The sequence below is a fragment of the Rhodopila globiformis genome (assembly GCF_002937115.1).
Taxonomy (GTDB): Bacteria; Pseudomonadota; Alphaproteobacteria; order Acetobacterales; family Acetobacteraceae; genus Rhodopila; species Rhodopila globiformis.
In genome coordinates this window covers 1-17,082 of the sequence record NZ_NHRY01000058.1, presented here as the reverse complement: position 1 = coordinate 17,082, position 17,082 = coordinate 1, and the positions used below count along the sequence as shown (strand labels likewise).

Annotated in this window: 15 protein-coding genes; 10 read left to right on the top strand and 5 right to left on the bottom strand. The window is 65.0% G+C overall.

Annotated elements, in window-relative coordinates:
- Window positions 1–49: 49 nt before the first annotated feature.
- Entirely contained in the window at window positions 50–823 is a 774-nt protein-coding gene (locus tag CCS01_RS05270; protein WP_104517782.1) for an SDR family NAD(P)-dependent oxidoreductase, read from the bottom strand.
- Window positions 824–965: 142 nt separating this feature from the next.
- Here CCS01_RS05270 and CCS01_RS05265 point away from each other — a divergent pair, with 142 nt between their 5' ends.
- From CCS01_RS05265 to CCS01_RS05220, 10 genes are all read left to right on the top strand, one after another.
- A complete protein-coding gene (locus CCS01_RS05265; RefSeq protein WP_104517781.1) occupies window positions 966–1,172 on the top strand; it encodes a DUF3311 domain-containing protein in 207 nt (68 codons plus the stop codon).
- Window positions 1,169–2,635 carry a sodium:solute symporter family protein gene (locus CCS01_RS05260; RefSeq protein WP_104517780.1) on the top strand — a complete coding sequence of 489 codons (1,467 nt, stop codon included), beginning with the start codon at window positions 1,169–1,171 and terminating at the stop codon, window positions 2,633–2,635. Before CCS01_RS05265 ends, CCS01_RS05260 begins: the two co-directional genes overlap by 4 nt.
- Window positions 2,632–3,123 carry a flavodoxin family protein gene (locus tag CCS01_RS05255; protein WP_204848145.1) on the top strand — a complete coding sequence of 164 codons (492 nt, stop codon included), beginning with the start codon at window positions 2,632–2,634 and terminating at the stop codon, window positions 3,121–3,123. Before CCS01_RS05260 ends, CCS01_RS05255 begins: the two co-directional genes overlap by 4 nt.
- A 46-nt stretch (window positions 3,124–3,169) precedes the next feature.
- On the top strand, window positions 3,170–3,793 hold the full coding sequence (locus CCS01_RS05250) for a VOC family protein (protein ID WP_146101569.1): 624 nt from the start codon (window positions 3,170–3,172) through the stop codon (window positions 3,791–3,793).
- A 10-nt stretch (window positions 3,794–3,803) separates the two neighbouring features.
- Window positions 3,804–4,190, top strand: coding sequence for a RidA family protein (locus tag CCS01_RS05245; RefSeq protein ID WP_104517778.1), 387 nt, complete (start codon window positions 3,804–3,806; stop codon window positions 4,188–4,190).
- 12 nt (window positions 4,191–4,202) lie between these two features.
- Window positions 4,203–5,006, top strand: a complete 804-nt coding sequence (gene hpaH / locus CCS01_RS05240) for a 2-oxo-hept-4-ene-1,7-dioate hydratase (protein ID WP_104517777.1) — start codon at window positions 4,203–4,205, stop codon at window positions 5,004–5,006.
- A gap of 20 nt (window positions 5,007–5,026) precedes the next feature.
- A complete protein-coding gene (locus CCS01_RS05235) occupies window positions 5,027–7,354 on the top strand; it encodes a xanthine dehydrogenase family protein molybdopterin-binding subunit (RefSeq protein ID WP_104517776.1) in 2,328 nt (775 codons plus the stop codon).
- 9 nt (window positions 7,355–7,363) lie between these two features.
- Window positions 7,364–8,842: a 4-hydroxyphenylacetate 3-hydroxylase N-terminal domain-containing protein gene (locus CCS01_RS05230; protein WP_104517775.1), complete on the top strand. Its 1,479-nt coding sequence runs from the start codon at window positions 7,364–7,366 to the stop codon at window positions 8,840–8,842.
- A 158-nt stretch (window positions 8,843–9,000) separates the two neighbouring features.
- Entirely contained in the window at window positions 9,001–10,095 is a 1,095-nt protein-coding gene (locus tag CCS01_RS05225; RefSeq protein WP_104517774.1) for a purine-nucleoside phosphorylase, read from the top strand.
- Window positions 10,096–10,123: 28 nt separating this feature from the next.
- Entirely contained in the window at window positions 10,124–10,843 is a 720-nt protein-coding gene (locus CCS01_RS05220; RefSeq protein WP_104517773.1) for a ribonuclease activity regulator RraA, read from the top strand.
- A gap of 52 nt (window positions 10,844–10,895) precedes the next feature.
- Here the strand turns inward: CCS01_RS05220 and CCS01_RS05215 are convergent, their stop codons facing one another.
- The 4 genes from CCS01_RS05215 to tkt all read right to left on the bottom strand — a co-directional run bounded on the left by CCS01_RS05215 (window position 10,896) and on the right by tkt (window position 16,933).
- Window positions 10,896–12,545 carry a flavin-containing monooxygenase gene (locus CCS01_RS05215; protein ID WP_104517772.1) on the bottom strand — a complete coding sequence of 550 codons (1,650 nt, stop codon included), beginning with the start codon at window positions 12,543–12,545 and terminating at the stop codon, window positions 10,896–10,898.
- A gap of 27 nt (window positions 12,546–12,572) precedes the next feature.
- Window positions 12,573–13,511 (bottom strand): alpha/beta hydrolase, encoded by a 939-nt coding sequence (locus CCS01_RS05210; protein WP_104517771.1) that lies wholly within the window; start codon window positions 13,509–13,511, stop codon window positions 12,573–12,575.
- Window positions 13,512–13,815: 304 nt separating this feature from the next.
- The gene (gene gnd / locus CCS01_RS05205; protein ID WP_104517770.1) at window positions 13,816–14,838 is read right to left on the bottom strand and encodes a phosphogluconate dehydrogenase (NAD(+)-dependent, decarboxylating); all 1,023 of its coding nucleotides are present in this window, start codon (window positions 14,836–14,838) and stop codon (window positions 13,816–13,818) included.
- A gap of 22 nt (window positions 14,839–14,860) precedes the next feature.
- Window positions 14,861–16,933, bottom strand: a complete 2,073-nt coding sequence (gene tkt, locus CCS01_RS05200) for a transketolase (protein ID WP_104517769.1) — start codon at window positions 16,931–16,933, stop codon at window positions 14,861–14,863.
- Window positions 16,934–17,082 lie beyond the last annotated feature (149 nt).

Genomic DNA, 17,082 nt, shown 5'->3' with positions numbered 1-17,082 from the left:
CGGCGGCGGCTCGCCGGGCGGCGCTGCCCGGCTTGCCTGAAATGGAACTTCAGAACAACGAATAGCCGCCGTCGATGACGAATGTGTCCCCGGTATGGTACGCCGACGCCGTGCTCATCAGGTACACCGCAATGCCGCCGAAATCGCTGCCCTCGCCCCAGCGGCGCATCGGCACCCGCGGCAGCACCTTGGTCTTGAATCCGTCCGTGGCCACCGCATTGGCCGTCATGTTGGTTTCGATCCAGCCCGGCAGGATCGCGTGCGCCCGCACGCCGTGGCGGGCGAATTCCACCGCCATTGCCCGCACCATCGAGATCATGCCGCCCTTCGTCGCGGCATAGTGCTCGCTGCGCGGCGCGGCCTCGATCGCCGCGAGCGAGGCGGTGCCGACCAGCACGCCGCCGCCGCCACGCGCCACCATGTGCCGCGCCGCCGCGCGGAATGTGTAGAACGCGCCGTCAAGGTTGACCCGCGTCACGCGATGCCACTCGGTGGCGCTCATCTCCAGGAAGCTGTGGCCGCCGCGGCCGGACACGCCGGCATTGGCGAAGCAGCCATCGACGCGGCCGAATTCCTCGAGCGTGCGGGCGAAAGCGCCCTCCACCGCGGCCTCGTCACCGACGTCGCATGGCAGCGCCAGAATTTTCTGCCCGGTCGCCCGGAGCGTTTCCGTGGCGGCGGCGTTTTTTGCCACGTTGGTGCCCCAGATCGCGATGTCCGCGCCGGCCTGCGCCATGGCCTGCGCCATGCCGAGGCCGATGCCGCTGTTGCCGCCGGTGACCAGGGCGACCTTGCCGGTCAGGTCGAAAGGGTTATACGCCATGTGTGCTCTCCTCCAGACGTTTCGGGTGGCGACTGTAACAGGCAACGCGGCGGTCGGAAAATGCACCGCCGTCCGGGACTGGCGTTTGCGTGACGGATTACCCACCTGTAAGCCTGTCGCTTCACAATATGGCAGGTGAGCCGTGGGTCTGATCAAGTATCTGGCTGCATTGCCGTTCATCGGCATCCTGGTCGGCGTTCCCCTGCTCAACCGGGTTGAACCGCTGGTCCTGGGCCTGCCGCTGGTCCTGGCCTGGATCGTGCTGTGGATCATCCTGACCGCGGTGATCATGGCGATCATCTATTTCGCTGATCCCGCCAACCGTGACGCGCCGGAGAGCCGCCCGTGAACGCCGCCCTGGCCATCATCGTCCTGACGATCGTTGCGGCCCTGTTGCTGGGCCTGCGCGCCCGCCACGGCAAGGACATGAACCTGGAGCAATGGACCGTCGGCGGCCGCGGCTTCGGCACCGTCCTGGTCTTCGTGCTGATGGCGGGCGAGATCTACACCACCTTCACCTTCCTGGGTGGCAGCGGCTTCGCCTATGGGCACGGCGCGCCGGCCTTCTATATCCTGAGCTACGGCTGCCTGGCCTATGTGCTGTCCTACTGGCTGCTGCCGCCGATATGGCGCTATGCCAGGCAGCACCGGCTGATCGCGCAACCGGACTTCTTCGCGCGGAAATACGACAGTCCGGCATTGGGGGTTCTGGTCGCGGTCGTCGGGATCGTTGCGCTGGTTCCGTACCTGGTGCTGCAGCTCAAGGGCCTGGGCATCATCGTCGACGCGGCCGCTTATGGAACAATCTCCCCCACCCTGGCGATCTGGATTGGCGCTGTTGTCGTAACGACTTACGTCATGGTTTCCGGCGTGCACGGCTCGGCCTGGACGGCGGTGGTCAAGGATATCCTGATCCTGGCCGTGGTGCTGTTCCTGGGAATCTACTTGCCGATTCGTTACTACGGCGGCTACGGAGCGATGTTCACCGCCATCCAGGCGGCGAAACCGGGCTTCCTGGTGTTGCCGCCGCAGGGCGAAAGCCTGACCTGGTTCGATTCGACCGTGCTGCTGACCGCGCTTGGCTTCTTTATGTGGCCGCACACCTTCGGCTCGCTGTATACCGCGAAGGAGGAACGCGCGTTCCGCCGCAACGCGGCGTTGCTGCCGCTGTACCAGTTGATCCTGCTGTTCGTGTTCTTCGTCGGCTTCGCCGCGATCCTGAAGGTGCCCGGGCTGAAGGGACCGGACATCGACCTGTCGCTGCTTCGCCTGTCGATCGCCACGTTCGATCCGTGGTTCGTGGGCGTGATCGGCGCGGCCGGCGTTCTGACAGCGCTGGTGCCGGGATCGATGATCCTGATGACGTCGGCCACGTTGCTGGCCAACACGATCGTCCGGACGGTCCATCCGCAGATTACGGACGTAACGGTATCGAATCTGGCAAAGGGCCTGGTGCCGGTGATCGCGCTGGTGTCGGTTCTGTTCACGGTGCGCGGCGGCAGCACGATCGTTGCGCTGCTGCTGATGGGCTATGCCTTCGTGACCCAGCTTTTCCCGTCGCTGCTGGCCAGCCTGCTGCCGCGCAATCCGGTGACGCGCGAAGGCGCCTTCGCCGGCATCTGCGTCGGCGTCGCCACGGTGGCCGCCACATCCCTGGCCCATACCGGCATCGCAACGCTGCTGCCGGGCCTTCCTGGTCCGTTGCGTGACCTGAACATCGGCATTGTCGCGCTGGCATTGAATGTCCTCGTCACCGGCATCGTCAGCGCCCTGACGTATCGGAGGACGGCGCTCGCCCGGCACGCTCGGTGAAGACACTGCTGATCGTGTTCCATTCCCTGACGGGCGGCACCCGGGCAATGGCGCAGGCCGCCGTCGCCGGCGCGTCGGATGAGCCGGAGGTGACGGTGCGGCTGCTCACCGCCCCGGAGGCCGGGCCGGAGGACGTGCTGGCCGCCAACGGCTACATCTTTGCGACACCGGAAAATCTGGCGGCGATGGCCGGGCACATGAAGGATTTCTTCGACCGCAGCTACTATCCCGTACTGGACAGGATCAACGGCCGCCCTTACGCGATGTTGATCTGCGCCGGCAGCGACGGGACAGGCGCCGCGCGGCAGATCGCCCGGATCGCCACCGGATGGCGGTTGCGCGCCGTCGCCGAACCGTTGATCGTGCGAACCAACGCTCAAACGCCGGAGGCCATCCTGGCCCCCAAGCACATCGGCCCGGACGACATCGGCCGCTGCCGCGATCTGGGCGCCGCCCTCGCCAGCGGGCTGGCTGCCGGAATTTTCTAGCGCTTTCCCTGCCAGTGGACGAACGCCGCCCCAACGGGGTAGCGTGGTGTCAACGCGCCTGCCAGGAATGCAGTCGGCTAAACAGGAGGAAAGAATGTCTGGAAACCAAACCGGCCCCGTCACTCCGTCCGGCCTGAACCACCTGGTGCTGAATGTCCGCAACCTGGACGAATCGCACCAGTTCTGGACAGAGATTCTCGGCTTCAGGCAAGTCGGCGAACTGAAGGCGAGCCCGACACGGCCGAACCCGCCACGCATGCGCTTTTACAGTGGCGACCACGACGGCAAGATGAACCACCACGACATCGCCCTGATCGAGAACACCGCCCTGCCGCCGCCGCCGGCCGACTGGGCCATGAGCGGCATGCCGATGGCCATCGGCCATATCGCCATTACGCTGCCGAACCGGGAAGCCTGGCTGCGCCAGCTCGCCTATCTGCAAAGCCGCAACATCCGCTTCAACCGCCGCGTCGAGCACGGCATGACGCACAGCCTGTATATCAACGACCCGAACGGTTACGGCGTCGAACTGTTATACGAGCTGCCCCGCGACGTCTGGGAAGGCGACATTGACGCCGCGCTGAATCATGCCGTAGCCGTGCCGACCGAAGGACCGGAAGCGCTGGAGGATCGGGTAGAGGGCCTGCCAGTCTTCCAGACGGCGCAATAGGAATCGGGCCATGGCAAAGCGTCAGAGCATCAACAGCCCCACGCCCCGGCACGAGAACCCGATCCCGAACGCCTGCCGCATCGGCAACATCGTCATGTCGAGCGTCATCGGCGGCGCCAATCCCGGCACAAGGGAAATGCCGCCGACGCTCGAGCAGCAGGTGGCCAACGTGTTCGCCAACTTGCGCAACGATATCGAGGCCGCCGGCGGCACGGTGGACGACATCATCAAGGTGACGTTCTGGGTCAAGGATCCCGCCACCCAGCGCGCGGCCTTGAACGCGGAGTGGACCAGGATGTTTCCCGACGCGGCGTCACGCCCCGCGCGGCACACCGTGGCCCTGCCGCCCGACAGCCGCGCGCTGGTGCAGGCCGACTTCACCGCCGTCCTGTCCTAGGGCGGCGGCGCGATGCTTGATGCCACCACGATCGATTCGATCGCCCGCGCCTGTCACCAGGCCGAAAAGACCCGCCAGCGGTTCCGCCCGCCCAGCGTGCAGTACCCCGGCTTCACCATCGAGGACGCTTACGCGGTGCAGCGCCGCTGGGTCGAAATCAAGCTGTCCGAAGGCAACCGCATCAAAGGCCACAAGATCGGCCTGACGTCGCGGGCAATGCAGCGGCAGGCGAACATCACCGAGCCGGACTACGGTTCCTTGATGGAGGACATGTTCTACACCGACGGCGCGGAAATCCCCGTCAGCCGCTTCATCCAGCCTCGTTTCGAGTGCGAGATCGGTTTTGTCATCGGCCGGCGCCTGAAAGGCCCGAACTGCACGATCTTCGACGTGCTGAGCGCCACGGAATACGTGGTGCCGTCCGCGGAGATTGTCGACAACCGGGCGCACCGCATCGACCCCGAAACGGACAAGCCGCGCAACGTGCTGGACAGCATCGCCGACAATGCCGGCTGCGCCGCACTGATCGTCGGCGGGCGGCCGATGCGCCCGCTGGACCTGGACCTGCGCTGGGTGGCGGCGTTGTGCTATCGGAACAACGTCATCGAGGAATCCGGCGTCGCCGCGGCAGTGCTGAACCACCCGGCGAATGGCGTCGCCTGGCTGGCTAACAAGCTGGCGCCGTTCGACATCGCGCTGGAGCCGGGGCAGTTCGTGCTGGGCGGTTCTTTCACCGGCGTGGTGGAGGCGCGGGCCGGCGATACGTTCCACGTCGATTACGGCTCGTTCGGATCGATCTCGGTCCGGTTCGTCTGAAACGAGGAGAGCACGACACGATGAAGTACGGCGTCGGCCAGCCGGTGCGCCGGTTCGAGGACCGCAGGCTACTGACCGGCAAGGGCCATTTCCAGGACGACCTGACCCTGCCGCATCAGCTTTGGGCCGTGTTCGTCCGCTCGCCGCACGCGCATGCCAAAATCGTTTCCATCGACACGACGGCGGCGGCCAACGCGCCCGGCGTGGCGGCGGTCTATACCGGGCAGGATTACGCCGCCGACGGGATCGCCACGCCGAAGGCGGCGATGCCGCGGAAAAAGCGCGACGGATCGCCGATGTTCGCGCCACAGCGCCCGGCGATCGTGATCGACCGGGTGCGCTATGTCGGCGACACCGTTGCTATGGTGGTTGCGGAGACGCTCGCCCAGGCGAAGGACGCGGCGGAGCTGGTGGATGTACGGTACGAGGCGCTGCCGTCCGTCACCTCTCTTGCCGACGCCGCCCGCCCGGACTCCCCGCGCGTCTGGGACGAGAACCCGGACAACATCTCCCACACGACCGAACGCGGCGACCGCGCCGCCACCGACGCCGCCTTCGCCAGGGCCGCCCACGTGGTGCGCCGGCGCTACGTGATCACCCGCGTCCACGCCCAGTACATGGAGCCGCGCGGCTCCATCGGCACCTATGACGAAGGCGAGGATCGTTTCACTCTCTTCGCCGACGTGAATTATCCGCACCGCGTGCGCAACATGCTGGCGAACATGGTGTTCAAGGTGCCGGAAAGCCACGTCCGCGTGCAGGTCCGTGACGTCGGCGGCGGCTTCGGCGCCAAAGGCTGGCAGTATGTCGATCACCGCCTGACACTGTGGGCGGCGCGGAAACTCGGTCGTCCGGTGAAATGGAAGTGCGAGCGATCCGAGGTGCTGCTGGCCGACGAGCACGGCCGCGACAATATCGGCGATATCGAACTGGCGCTGGACAAGGACGGGAAATTCCTGGGGCTGCGCCTGCACATGTTTGCCAGCATCGGCGCCTACATCGCCTCCGACCGCCAGTTGCTGACTCCGTTCGGCCAGATCGGTACTGTAACGGGCGTCTATGACATTCCCGCCGCCTTTGTCAGCATCGACGCGGTGCTGTCGAACACCAGCCCGACCGCACCCTATCGCGGCGCCGGGCGGCCGGAGGCAGCCTACCTGATCGAGCGCATCGTCGAAGACGCCGCGCGAGAACTGAACATCGATCCGATCGCCCTGCGCCGGCGCAACATCATTCCCCCAGAGAAAATTCCCTACAAGGCACCGCTCGGGCCATATTACGACTGCGGCGCGTTCGACAAGAACATGGATCTCGCCCTGGAAGCCGCCGACTATGCCGGCTTCGCCGCACGACGGGAGGCATCGTGCCGCGCCGGCCTGCTGCGCGGCATCGCGGTCGTCAACGCCATCGAGCAGGCGGCGGGGCCGACACCGGAATATGCCGAGATTCGTTTCAACCCGAGCGGCACGGCGATCATGTTCCTGGGCACCAAGACCCACGGCCAGGGGCACGAGACGTCGTTCAAGCAGATCCTGCACGAAAAGCTCGGCATCGACCCGGCGGCGGTGCAGTTCATCGACGGCGACACCGACCGTGTTGCGTTCGGCATGGGATCAAACGGCTCTCGTTCCATGGTCAGCGGCGGGTCCGCGCTGACGCTGGCGGCGGACAAGGTGATCGCCAAGGGCAAGCGCATTGCCGCGCATCTGCTGGAAGCCGCCGAGGCCGACATCGAATTTGCCAATGCAACATTTTCCGTGACGGGAACCGATCGCGGGGTGACGCTGAAACAGGTGGCGATGACGGCCTTCCAGCCGGCCCGCCTTCCGCCCGGCGTCGAGCCTGGACTGTACGAAAACGCCACCTATGCGCCGAAGCGCGACACCTTCCCCAACGGCTGCCATGTCGCTGAGGTGGAGATCGATCCCGAAACGGGTGTCGTTGCGCTGCTGTCCTATCTGGTCGTTGATGATGTCGGCACAATCATCAATCCGCTGACGCTGGCGGGACAAATCCACGGCGGCGTGGCGCAGGGCGCCGGTCAGGTGCTGGGCGAGCAGGTGGTGTATGAACCCGGCTCCGGCCAGCTTCTGACCGCCAGCTTCATGGATTATGTCATGCCGCGCGCGGATACGATGTGCAATATCCGGATCGTCAGCAATCCGGTGCCCACACCCAGCAATCCGCTCGGTGCCAAGGGCGCGGGCGAGGCCGGCTGTGTTGGCGCCCTGCCAGCCGTCATGATCGCGGTGATGAACGCGCTGCAACCAGCCGGCGTGCGGGAACTTGATATGCCGGCGACGCCCGAACGTGTCTGGCAGGCCCTGCAAGCGGCGCGTGCCCGGTAGGAGGTTTCAATGCGAACCGGATCGGACTACCGGCAGGCACTGCGCGACGGGCGCCGGGTTTTCATCCTGGGCGAGGGGCAGGTCGAGGATGTCGTTACGCATCCCGCCACCCGGCCGATGGTGGACGCTTATGTCAAGTGGTACGATCGCCACGCCGATCCCGCCTGGCAGGGCGTGGTGCTGACGCCGCCTGATGCGAACAGCAAGCGGTCGCCGGCTGGCATGCTGTTGCCGCGCAGCGCCGACGACCTGACGCGCATGGGACGATGCTTCGCCGCAACGTGCTTCGAGACTGCCGGCAACGTGACCCACACGCCGGCCTACGGCCACCTGATTGCGCTTGGCGTGCTGCACGCCGTCGGCCTGCGCAATGCTTCGCCGTTGCAGGTGGCAAATGCCGAAGCCTATCGCGCGCATGTCGCCGCCACCGGGCGCTTCCTGACCTTCGCGTCCGGCGGCGCCCCCATCGGCTATCGCATGCGCGACAATCCGGCCGAGCGCGCGGCGCTCCGTATCGTCCGCGAAACCGACGCCGGCCTGGTCATCAGCGGCAAGATCGGCATGCACACCAGTCCGGCCTATGCCGAGGATGTCTATATCGGCGCGATCTCCGGCGTCGATTTCCAGGGACACCGCGCTACGTTCGTGGTCGCGGTGAACGCGCCGGGCGTAACGATCATCTGCCGCCGGCGGGCCGCGCGCGATACTGATCCCTTCGTCTCGCCGCTCAGCAGTCGTTACGATGAGCTTGACGGGCAGATGTGGCTGGACGAGGTCCTGGTCCCCTGGGATCGGGTCTTCCTGACTGATATAAGCCCCGAGCCAGTCGCGCGCTGGCTGTTCTGGCATCAGCTGTATTGCTGGCTTGCCAAGGCGGAATTCACCCTTGGGCTGGCGCTGGCCTGCGCGCATGCGATGGGGCTGGCATCGCACGACGCGACGATCGATTACCTTGTCGATCTGATGGCTGATGTGCAGACGGTCAGAAGCTGCCAGAAGGCGACCGAGCTTGATCCCGTTTTCACGCCGGAAGGTTTCTGCGCGCCGAACCATGCGCATCTGTCGGCCGGCAGCATCGCCATGCTGAAGGCTCGCCCGCGCATGGCTGAAATCCTGCGCATCCTGCCTGGATCATCGCTGGTTGTCGCACCATCCAACGCCGATCTGGTAAATCCCGCGCTGGCCGCCGGCCTTGAAGCGTCGTTTGGCGGAGGCGGCTACACCGCGCAGCAGCGGGCGGCCCTGTTGCAACTGGCGTGGGATCATGTCGGTTCCGCGCTGGATCATCGTGAGTCCGTCTTCGAACTGCATGCCAATGGTGGCATACAGGCATGGCGGCACCGGCTGCGGCGCAGTTTCGAAGACTACAACGCGCTGGCGAACGCGGTGACACGGCAGCTGAACATTCCGCTGCCGGACATTGACCTGTCTGCGATTCGTTCCGCCCCGATGGCGCCGCGGCGTCCTGTCACTCCGCCAACTGCCTGATGCAGCGTCTTCATTCATTCTTGCGCAAGCGGCGCCGACCGATCCCTGCGCCGGCGACGAGACCATGCAGGTGGTATCAAACTGCCCAGGCCATCCGAGCGGCGCAGGAAGTGCGCGACAGCGAGCTTGCCTGTTCACATTGCAAGGGAGTCGGGCTGATGCTTCGGATCCCGTTCAGGCGCCGGACCCTGGTGGCCGTTGTTTCGGCAATATTGGCCGCAGGCTGCGTCACGGCGCGTGCACAGGATGCCGGCGGCATACCCGTTCGATTCGTCGTCGTTACCACGTTTGACACGGGAGACGATCTCACGGCCCCAGGCGAGTTCAACACCTGGGTGGTGAATTTCCCGCTGCAGCAGGTCATTCCGTTCCCACAGGGTTACCACGATCTGCGCTACAACGCCGAAAAGCATGTGCTGGGTATCAAAACGGGTGAGGGGCCGACGCACATGGCGGCTTCGATTACGGCTCTGGCCAACGACCGTCGTTTCGATTTCAGCCGTGCGTACTGGATTTTGGCAGGCATCGCCGGTATCGACGCGAATGCCGGTCCGGTCGGCTCGGCCGCCTGGGCCAGCTATGTCATCGACGGCGACCTGGCTTATGAGATCGATGCACGCGAGATTCCCGAGGGATGGAGCACCGGCTATGTCCCGCTCGGCCGCACCGCCCCGTATCAGTTGCCGGTGCCGCCGGCCAGCTCGATTAATGGCGTGAACCTGTTCCAGCTGAACGGCCCGTTCGTCAACTGGGCCTATCAGCTCACCCGTGCCCGCGTGGTGCTGCCGGATACTGTCAATCTGCATTCCATCCGCTTGCTGTACAAGAGTTTTCCCGCAACGCAGTATCCCCCGCAGGTACTGAAGGGCGATGTGCTCGCCTCCGGAACGTTCTGGATCGGCGAGCTGATGAACACCTGGGCAGAGAACTGGGTAAGATACTGGAGCAACGGCAAGGCCGCGTTCACCATGACGGCGGAAGAGGATGCCGGATACGCCCAGGCGCTGACTTTCCTGTCACAAATCCACGCGATAGACTTCAATCGAGTACTGGTACTGCGGGCTGCGAGCAATTACTCGGTTCCGTACCCGGGCCAGACGGCAACAGAACTGTTGAGCAATGAGGACAGCGGCACAGGTTACTCCGCGTTTCTGGAAAGCCTTCACGACGTGTACCTGACAGGCAGTGCGGTGGTGAACGAGATTGCCGGTAACTGGCCGAAATATGCTGGCCATGTCCCATCGGGACGGTAGGACGCGAGGAATAAACAAGGGAAACATCATGACCGAACTTCGTCAGACGACACGCGAGGCACTGCTGACCGTGGCGACCTCGACTCTCACTGGCGCGCTGTTCAGACGAGGTCTGCGCAACATGTTCCTCCAGGACGTCTTCCCGCTTCGCCTCGACCAGCCTCGCATGGTCGGGCTTGCCTACACAATGCGCTTCATTCCGTTCCGGGAGGACATGAATCCGCCGAGGGGACCACGCAAATCCGTGCAGCCGCAGGCGATGGAGGAATGCCCGCCCGGCCATGTGCTGGTGATCGACTCGCGCGGCGATGCGCGGGCAGCGTCTGCCGGAGACCTGTATATCGGGCGGCTGGCGGCGCGGGGCTGTTCCGGAATCGTGACGGACGGCGGGCTTCGCGACTCCGAAGGAATCATCAAGACCGGCCTGCCGGCCTATCAGCGCCGGCCGACTTCGCCGCCCAGCCCGATCGTCCATTATCCGATCGACCTGAATCTGCCGATTGCCTGCGGCGGCGTGGCGGTTTACCCCGGCGACGTCGTTGTCGGCGACCGCGACGGGATCGTGGTCGTTCCGGCTGCGATGGCGGATGAAGTTGCCGAGGAAGCGGTCGCGGCGACGCTGTATGACACGTTCGCGGAGGAGGAAGTCGCCCACGGCCGGTCCCTGACTGGGCTTTTCCCGGTGGCCGGTGAACAGGCGCTGCGGGATTTCGAGGAATGGAAAAAAGCCCGCGATTCGCACCTGTAGGCGCGGGACTTCCCTCGGCGGCTCGAATCCTGAGCCACCGAGGGCTGTCGACTCAGGCGCCAACGGCCTCATTCTGACGATCACGGGTCATAACGAAACCCTCGTAGCCTTTCTCGGCGATTTCAGCGCACCGGTCCCGGTATGGTCCGACACCGCCGGTATACGGCAGGAAGACGCGCGGCTTGCCGGGGATGTTGGCGCCCATGTACCAGGAGTCCGCCTGCGGGAACAAAGTCTCGTTGGCAAGTTCGTTGACATGGGCGACCCAGGTCCGCTGAGCGTCCTCGCTCGGCTCGATGCTGTCCAGGTTATGGGCCCGCATGTACTGGATGCAGCCGGCAATCCATTCCACATGCTGTTCGATCGAAACCGGCATGTTGCTCAGCACGGACGGACTGCCGGGGCCGGTGATGATGAACAGGTTGGGGAAACCTGTCGTTGCGATACCAAGATAGGTCTGCGGCCCGTGCGCCCATTGCTGCTCCAGCGCGATGCCGCCCTTGCCGTGAATGCCCAGCTTGAACAGCGCCCCAGTCATGGCATCGAACCCGGTGGCGAAAACGATCGCGTCCAGTTCGTATTCGGCTTCGCTGGTGCGAATGCCCTTCGGCGTGATTTCCTCGATCGGCAGGCTCCGGATATCGACCAGTGTTACGTTTTCGCGATTGAACGTCTCGTAATAATCGGTATCAATCGGCGGCCGCTTGGTGCCGATGGGATAGGTGCGCGGCGTCAGTTTCTCGGCGGTAACAGGATCCTTGACGATGTCGCGGATCTTGGCACGCACATATTCGGCGGCCGTTTCGTTTGCCTCCTTGTTTATGATCAGGTCGTTGTAGCTGGACAGCAGGAACCCGAAGCCGCCTTTGTCCCACCAGCTGTCGTAGATGGCCTTCCGCTGCTCCGGCGTCGCTTCCAGGGCTGATTGCTCAGGAAAGTCGAACGGCATGCCAAAGACCGAGGCCCGCGTCTTGCGGGTGATTTCGTCGTAGGTTGCCTTGACCGTCTTCTGGAAATCCGCCGGCATCGGCGCGTCGCGTGCGGGAACGGTATAGTTGGGCGTCCTCTGGAACACCGTCAGATGCTTCGCCTGAGCGGCAATGACGGGAATAGCCTGGATACCGCTCGATCCGGTGCCGATGATGCCGACACGCTTGCCGGTGAAATCAACGCCCTCATGCGGCCACTTGCCGGTGTGGTACCACTTGCCCCGGAAGCTCTCCAGACCCTTGATGTTCGGGATCTGTGCGGCGGACAGGCAGCCGACGGCGGTGATGAAGTACCTGGCGGAAACGCGCTTGCCGTCTTCGGTCTCGATATCCCAGCGATGCGTCGTGTCGTTGTACCGCGCTCCGGTGATCCGAGTGTTGAACTGGATGTCCCGGCGAAGGTCCAGCTTGTCGGCGCAGAAATTGAGGTACCGCAGGATCTCGGGCTGCTCGGGGTAGCGGCAGCTCCAGTTCCACTCCTGCTGGATTTCCTTCGAGAATGAGTAGGCGTAGTAATAGCTTTCGGAGTCGCAACGTGCTCCCGGATAGCGGTTCCAGTACCACGTCCCGCCGACACCATCGGCCGCTTCGAAGACCCGCGCCGAAAGGCCGAGTTCCCGCAGCTTGTGCAGCATGTACATGCCGGAGAATCCAGCGCCGACGACAATGGCGTCGAAATCCTTCGTTGCGGCCGATGACTTCGCATCACTCATTTGGACAATCCTCCCTTCGGTTGAACGTCAGGCAGCAGCCTGCTGCCGGAGTTCCTTGCCGATCTCGGCGGTCAGGTCCTTTCCTGCGGACAGCGCGCCGGCCATCCAGAAGAAGCCGTGGATCAATCCCGGATAGTGCGACGTCTTCACCTTGACGCCGGCTTGTTGCAACCGCTTTGCATATTCCTGGCCTTCATCGCGCAGCGGGTCGAATTCCGCGGTGATCACCATGGCCGGCGGCAGGCGACTCAGGTCAGGGGCGTGCAGCGGCGACGCATAGGGGTTGTTGCCGTCCGCCGGGGACGCCAGGTAATGGTCCCAGAACCACTCCATGCCGGCCTTGGTCAGCAAATAGCCTTCGGCGTTGTCGCGGTATGAGGCAAACGGGTTGCCCTCGACGGGCGCCGTTACGGGGTAGATCAGAAGCTGATAGGATATCGCCGGACCGCCGCGGTCCCGCGCCATCAGCGATACCACCGCCGCCAGGTTGCCGCCGGCGCTGTCGCCCGACACGGCGAGGAACCGGCCGTTGGCGCCGATGTCCTTGGCATGCTCCGCCAGCCACTTTGTCGTAGCGTAACAATCCTCGGCGGCGCCGGGGAATTTCGTCTCCGGGCTCATCCGGTAGTTTACCGATGCAACGATGCATCCCGAGGCATTGGCGAGTGCGCGGCACGGGCGATCGACGATTTCCAGGTCGCCGATGACCCAGCCGCCGCCGTGGAAGTACACGACCAGGGGCAGCGCCTTGCCCTGCTCGGGATAGTACAGCCGCACCGGCAGGGCGCCGGCCGGACCCGGGACAACGATATCTTTCACGTCGGCGACTTTTTCCGGCTCACCTTGCAGGTCGCGGAAGCCCAGGGTAACCTCCCGGGCCTGCGTGACGCTCATCTCTTCGAATGGCGGCAAGCCCTGCTTTTCGAATTCGTCGAGCAAGGCCTGGACTTGCGGCAGCACTGGCATTGGAACGCTCCCTTTGTTGCTGGCCGGGAAAATCACTTCCCGTGCTGTTCTTGATGGGCGAACGAATCTGCCGCGACCGGCCGCGCCCATGCGGTACCGGACCGGACAAGAAAAGAGAAACCGGCTGTCAGCGCGGCAACGTACCGCGGGCCTGCGGCTTGCTAAGCGGCAGGCCTCGGCTGCATCGCCACGACAGAGTTTATCCTGGGTCCTCCCTTTTTCGGCCACCGAACAGGAAATTCAGACCGTCGTCAAGAATGCCACGGCCCGGCGGCCGAACAACAAAGCGCAGGCCACCGCGGCTTTATTGTTCCGCTTTCGGCTTCTCCACATGGCCGCCGAACTCGAACCGTAGCGCCGACAGCAGCCGATCGGCGTAATCGGACGCGCCGCGGGAGGTGAAGCGGGCGAACAGGGCGGCCGAGATCACCGGGGCCGGCACGCCTTCCTCCACCGCCGCCTGCACCGTCCAGCGCCCTTCGCCGGAATCCGAAACCCGGCCGGCGAAATTGTCCAGGTCGGGGCTCTTGCGCAACGCGCTGGCGGCAAGGTCGAGCAGCCAGGACGCGACGACGCTGCCGCGCCGCCACACCTCGGCGACCCTGGCGACGTCGATGTTGTATTTGTAATGTTCCGGGTGCCGCAGTGGCGTCGTTTCGGCATCGTCGACCTGGCTGCGCGATCCGACATTGGCGTTGTGGATGATGTTCAGCCCCTCGGCATAGGCGGCCATCAGCCCGTATTCGATGCCGTTGTGCACCATTTTTACGAAGTGCCCGGCGCCGTTCGGGCCGCAATGCAGGTAGCCCAGTTCCGCAGGTTCCGGCTCGCCACTCGCACCCGGCGTACGCGCGGCCGCCTCCACGCCCGGGGCGAGCGAGCGGAAGATCGGGTCGAGCCGACGCACCACCTCGTCCTCGCCGCCGATCATGTGGCAATAGCCGCGTTCCAGGCCCCAGACGCCGCCGCTGACGCCGACGTCGACGTAGTGCAGGCCCTTGGCGCGCAACTCTCCGGCGCGGCGGATGTCGTCGTGGTAATAGGAATTGCCGCCATCAACGATGGTGTCTCCGGGCTCCAGCAGCGGCACCAGCGAGCCGATGACCGGATCGACGACGGCGGCCGGCACCATCAGCCAGACCAGCCGCGGCTTGGTCAATTTCGCAACGAAATCCTCCAGGCGGGTGGTGCCCTGCGCGCCCTTGGCGACCAGCGCCTCCACCGCCGCCGCATGGCTGTCATAGACCAGGCACTCGTGGCCCGCCCGGATCAGGCGGATCACCATGTTGCCGCCCATGCGTCCAAGGCCGATCATGCCGAGCTGCATCGTTTTGCTCCCTGATGAAAGTTCAGTTCGCCGCCATGGCCTGCTTCGCCGCTTCCACCACCTTGTCGGGCGTAAACCCGAAATGTTCCAGAACCGCGGCAATCGGCGCCGACATGCCGAAGCTGCGCATGGCCAGTACGACCCCGGTGCGCCCGGCGTAACGGTCCCAGCCGATAGGCGAGGCCTGCTCCACTGTCACGCGCGCCGTGATCGACGGCGGCAACACGCTGTCACGATACGCCTGGTCCTGCTCGTTGAACAGCTCCCACGACGGCATCGAAACGATACGGGCAGCGATGCCCTCAGCGCGCAGCTTCTCCCACGCCGCCAGGCACAGCGAAACCTCGCTGCCGGTGGCGATCAGGATCACCGACGGCTTGCCATCCGGCGGATCGGCCAGGACATAGGCGCCCCTGGCCAGCCCAGACGCCGGCGCGAACCGTTCGCGGTCGATCGTCGGCAGCGGCTGGCGGGAGCAGGCGATGGCGGCAGGCCGATGTTTCAGCTTCAGCACGACCCGCCAGGCCTCCGACGCCTCGTTCGCGTCCGCCGGCCGCAGCACCACCATGCCCGGAATCGCCCTTAACGACAGCAACTGCTCGATCGGCTGGTGCGTCGGGCCGTCCTCGCCGACGCCGATGGAATCGTGCGTCCAGATATGGACGACGTTCAGCTCCATCAGCGCCGCCAGGCGGATGGCGCCGCGGGCATAGTCGGTGAAGATCAGGAAACCCGAGGCGTACGGCCGCAGCCCGCCCAGCGCCATGCCGTTGACCGCGGCAACCATCGCGTGCTCGCGGACACCGAAATGAAGATTGCGGCCGCGGTAGTCGCCGCCGTTCCCCGGCGCCTGGAAGCTGCCGGCGCCTTCGAAGGTCAGGGTCGTCTTGGTGCTGGGGGCAAGGTCCGCCGCGCCGCCGACGATCCAGGGGATGCGCTGCGCCAGCGCGTTCAGGATCTTGCCGGAGGAATCGCGCGTAGCCATTCCCTTGGGATCCGCCGGGAAGGTGGGCAGCGCATCCTCCCATCCTTCCGGCAGCGTACCGTTGGCGATGGCATCGACCTGCCTGCCGAGGTCGGGATGCGCCTTGCGGTACGCCGCCATCAGCTTGTCCCATGCCGCGTGCGCCGCCTTGCCGCGCGCGCCCATGTTGGCGGCGAAATGTTCCGGCACGCCGTCGGGCACGACAAACGTTCCGTCCGGCGGGAAGCCGAAGAACTTTTTCGCGCCCGCCACTTCCTCCTCGCCCATCGGATCGCTGTGCGCCTTCGGGGTATCCTGCAGTTTCGGCGCGCCATACCCGATATGGCTGTGCACCAGGATGAACGTCGGCCGATCGGCTGTGTCGAGAAAGGTCTGGTAGGCGCGGCAAAGCTGTGCCAGGTCGTTGGCGTCTTCCACGGTCGTAACGTTCCAGCCATAGGCGCGGAAGCGGGCGGCCACGTCCTCGGAGAAGGCGAGGTCGGTGTAGCCCTCGATGCTCACGCGGTTGCTGTCGTAGATCCAGCACAGGTTCGACAGCTTCAGGTGCGCGGCCAGGGAGGCCGCCTCGCTGGCGACGCCCTCCATCATGTCACCGTCGCTGCACAGGACCCAGACATTGTAGTCGAACAGGGTGAGGTCCGGGCGATTATAGGTGGCGGCGAGCCACTTGCCGGCGATCGCCATCCCGACGCTGTCGGCAACGCCCTGGCCGAGCGGGCCGGTGGTGGCCTCGACGCCGGACGTCAGGCGGTATTCCGGATGGCCTGGCGTGTGGCTCTGCGCCTGGCGGAAATGCTTGATGTCGTCCAGCGTCACCGCCGGGCGGCCCTCGGTACCATCGGATTCGGAACTGCCCTGGATGCCGGCGAGGTGGATCAATGAATAGAGCAGCATCGAGGCATGGCCGACCGACAGCACGAAGCGGTCGCGGTTCATCCATTCCGGGGCTGCGGGGTCGTAACGAAGGTAGCGCTGCCACAATGTATAGGCGGTGGGCGCGGCGCCCATGGGCGTGCCGGGGTGGCCGGACTTCGCCTTCTGAACGGCGTCGGCCGCCAGCATGCGGATGGTGTTAATGGACAGTTGGTCGAGGTCGCTCGCGTCAGGCATCCGGATCTCCTGGCAATGGGCTTGGGGACTGCGAGACTAAGCTTGGTCAGGCGGCTCAGTTCCGTGCCGCCGGCAACAAACCGTGGCGGCCAACCGGACAAATCCTGTATTGAACGTAACTTTCGCTGACGCGACAAACCCCGCCAGCG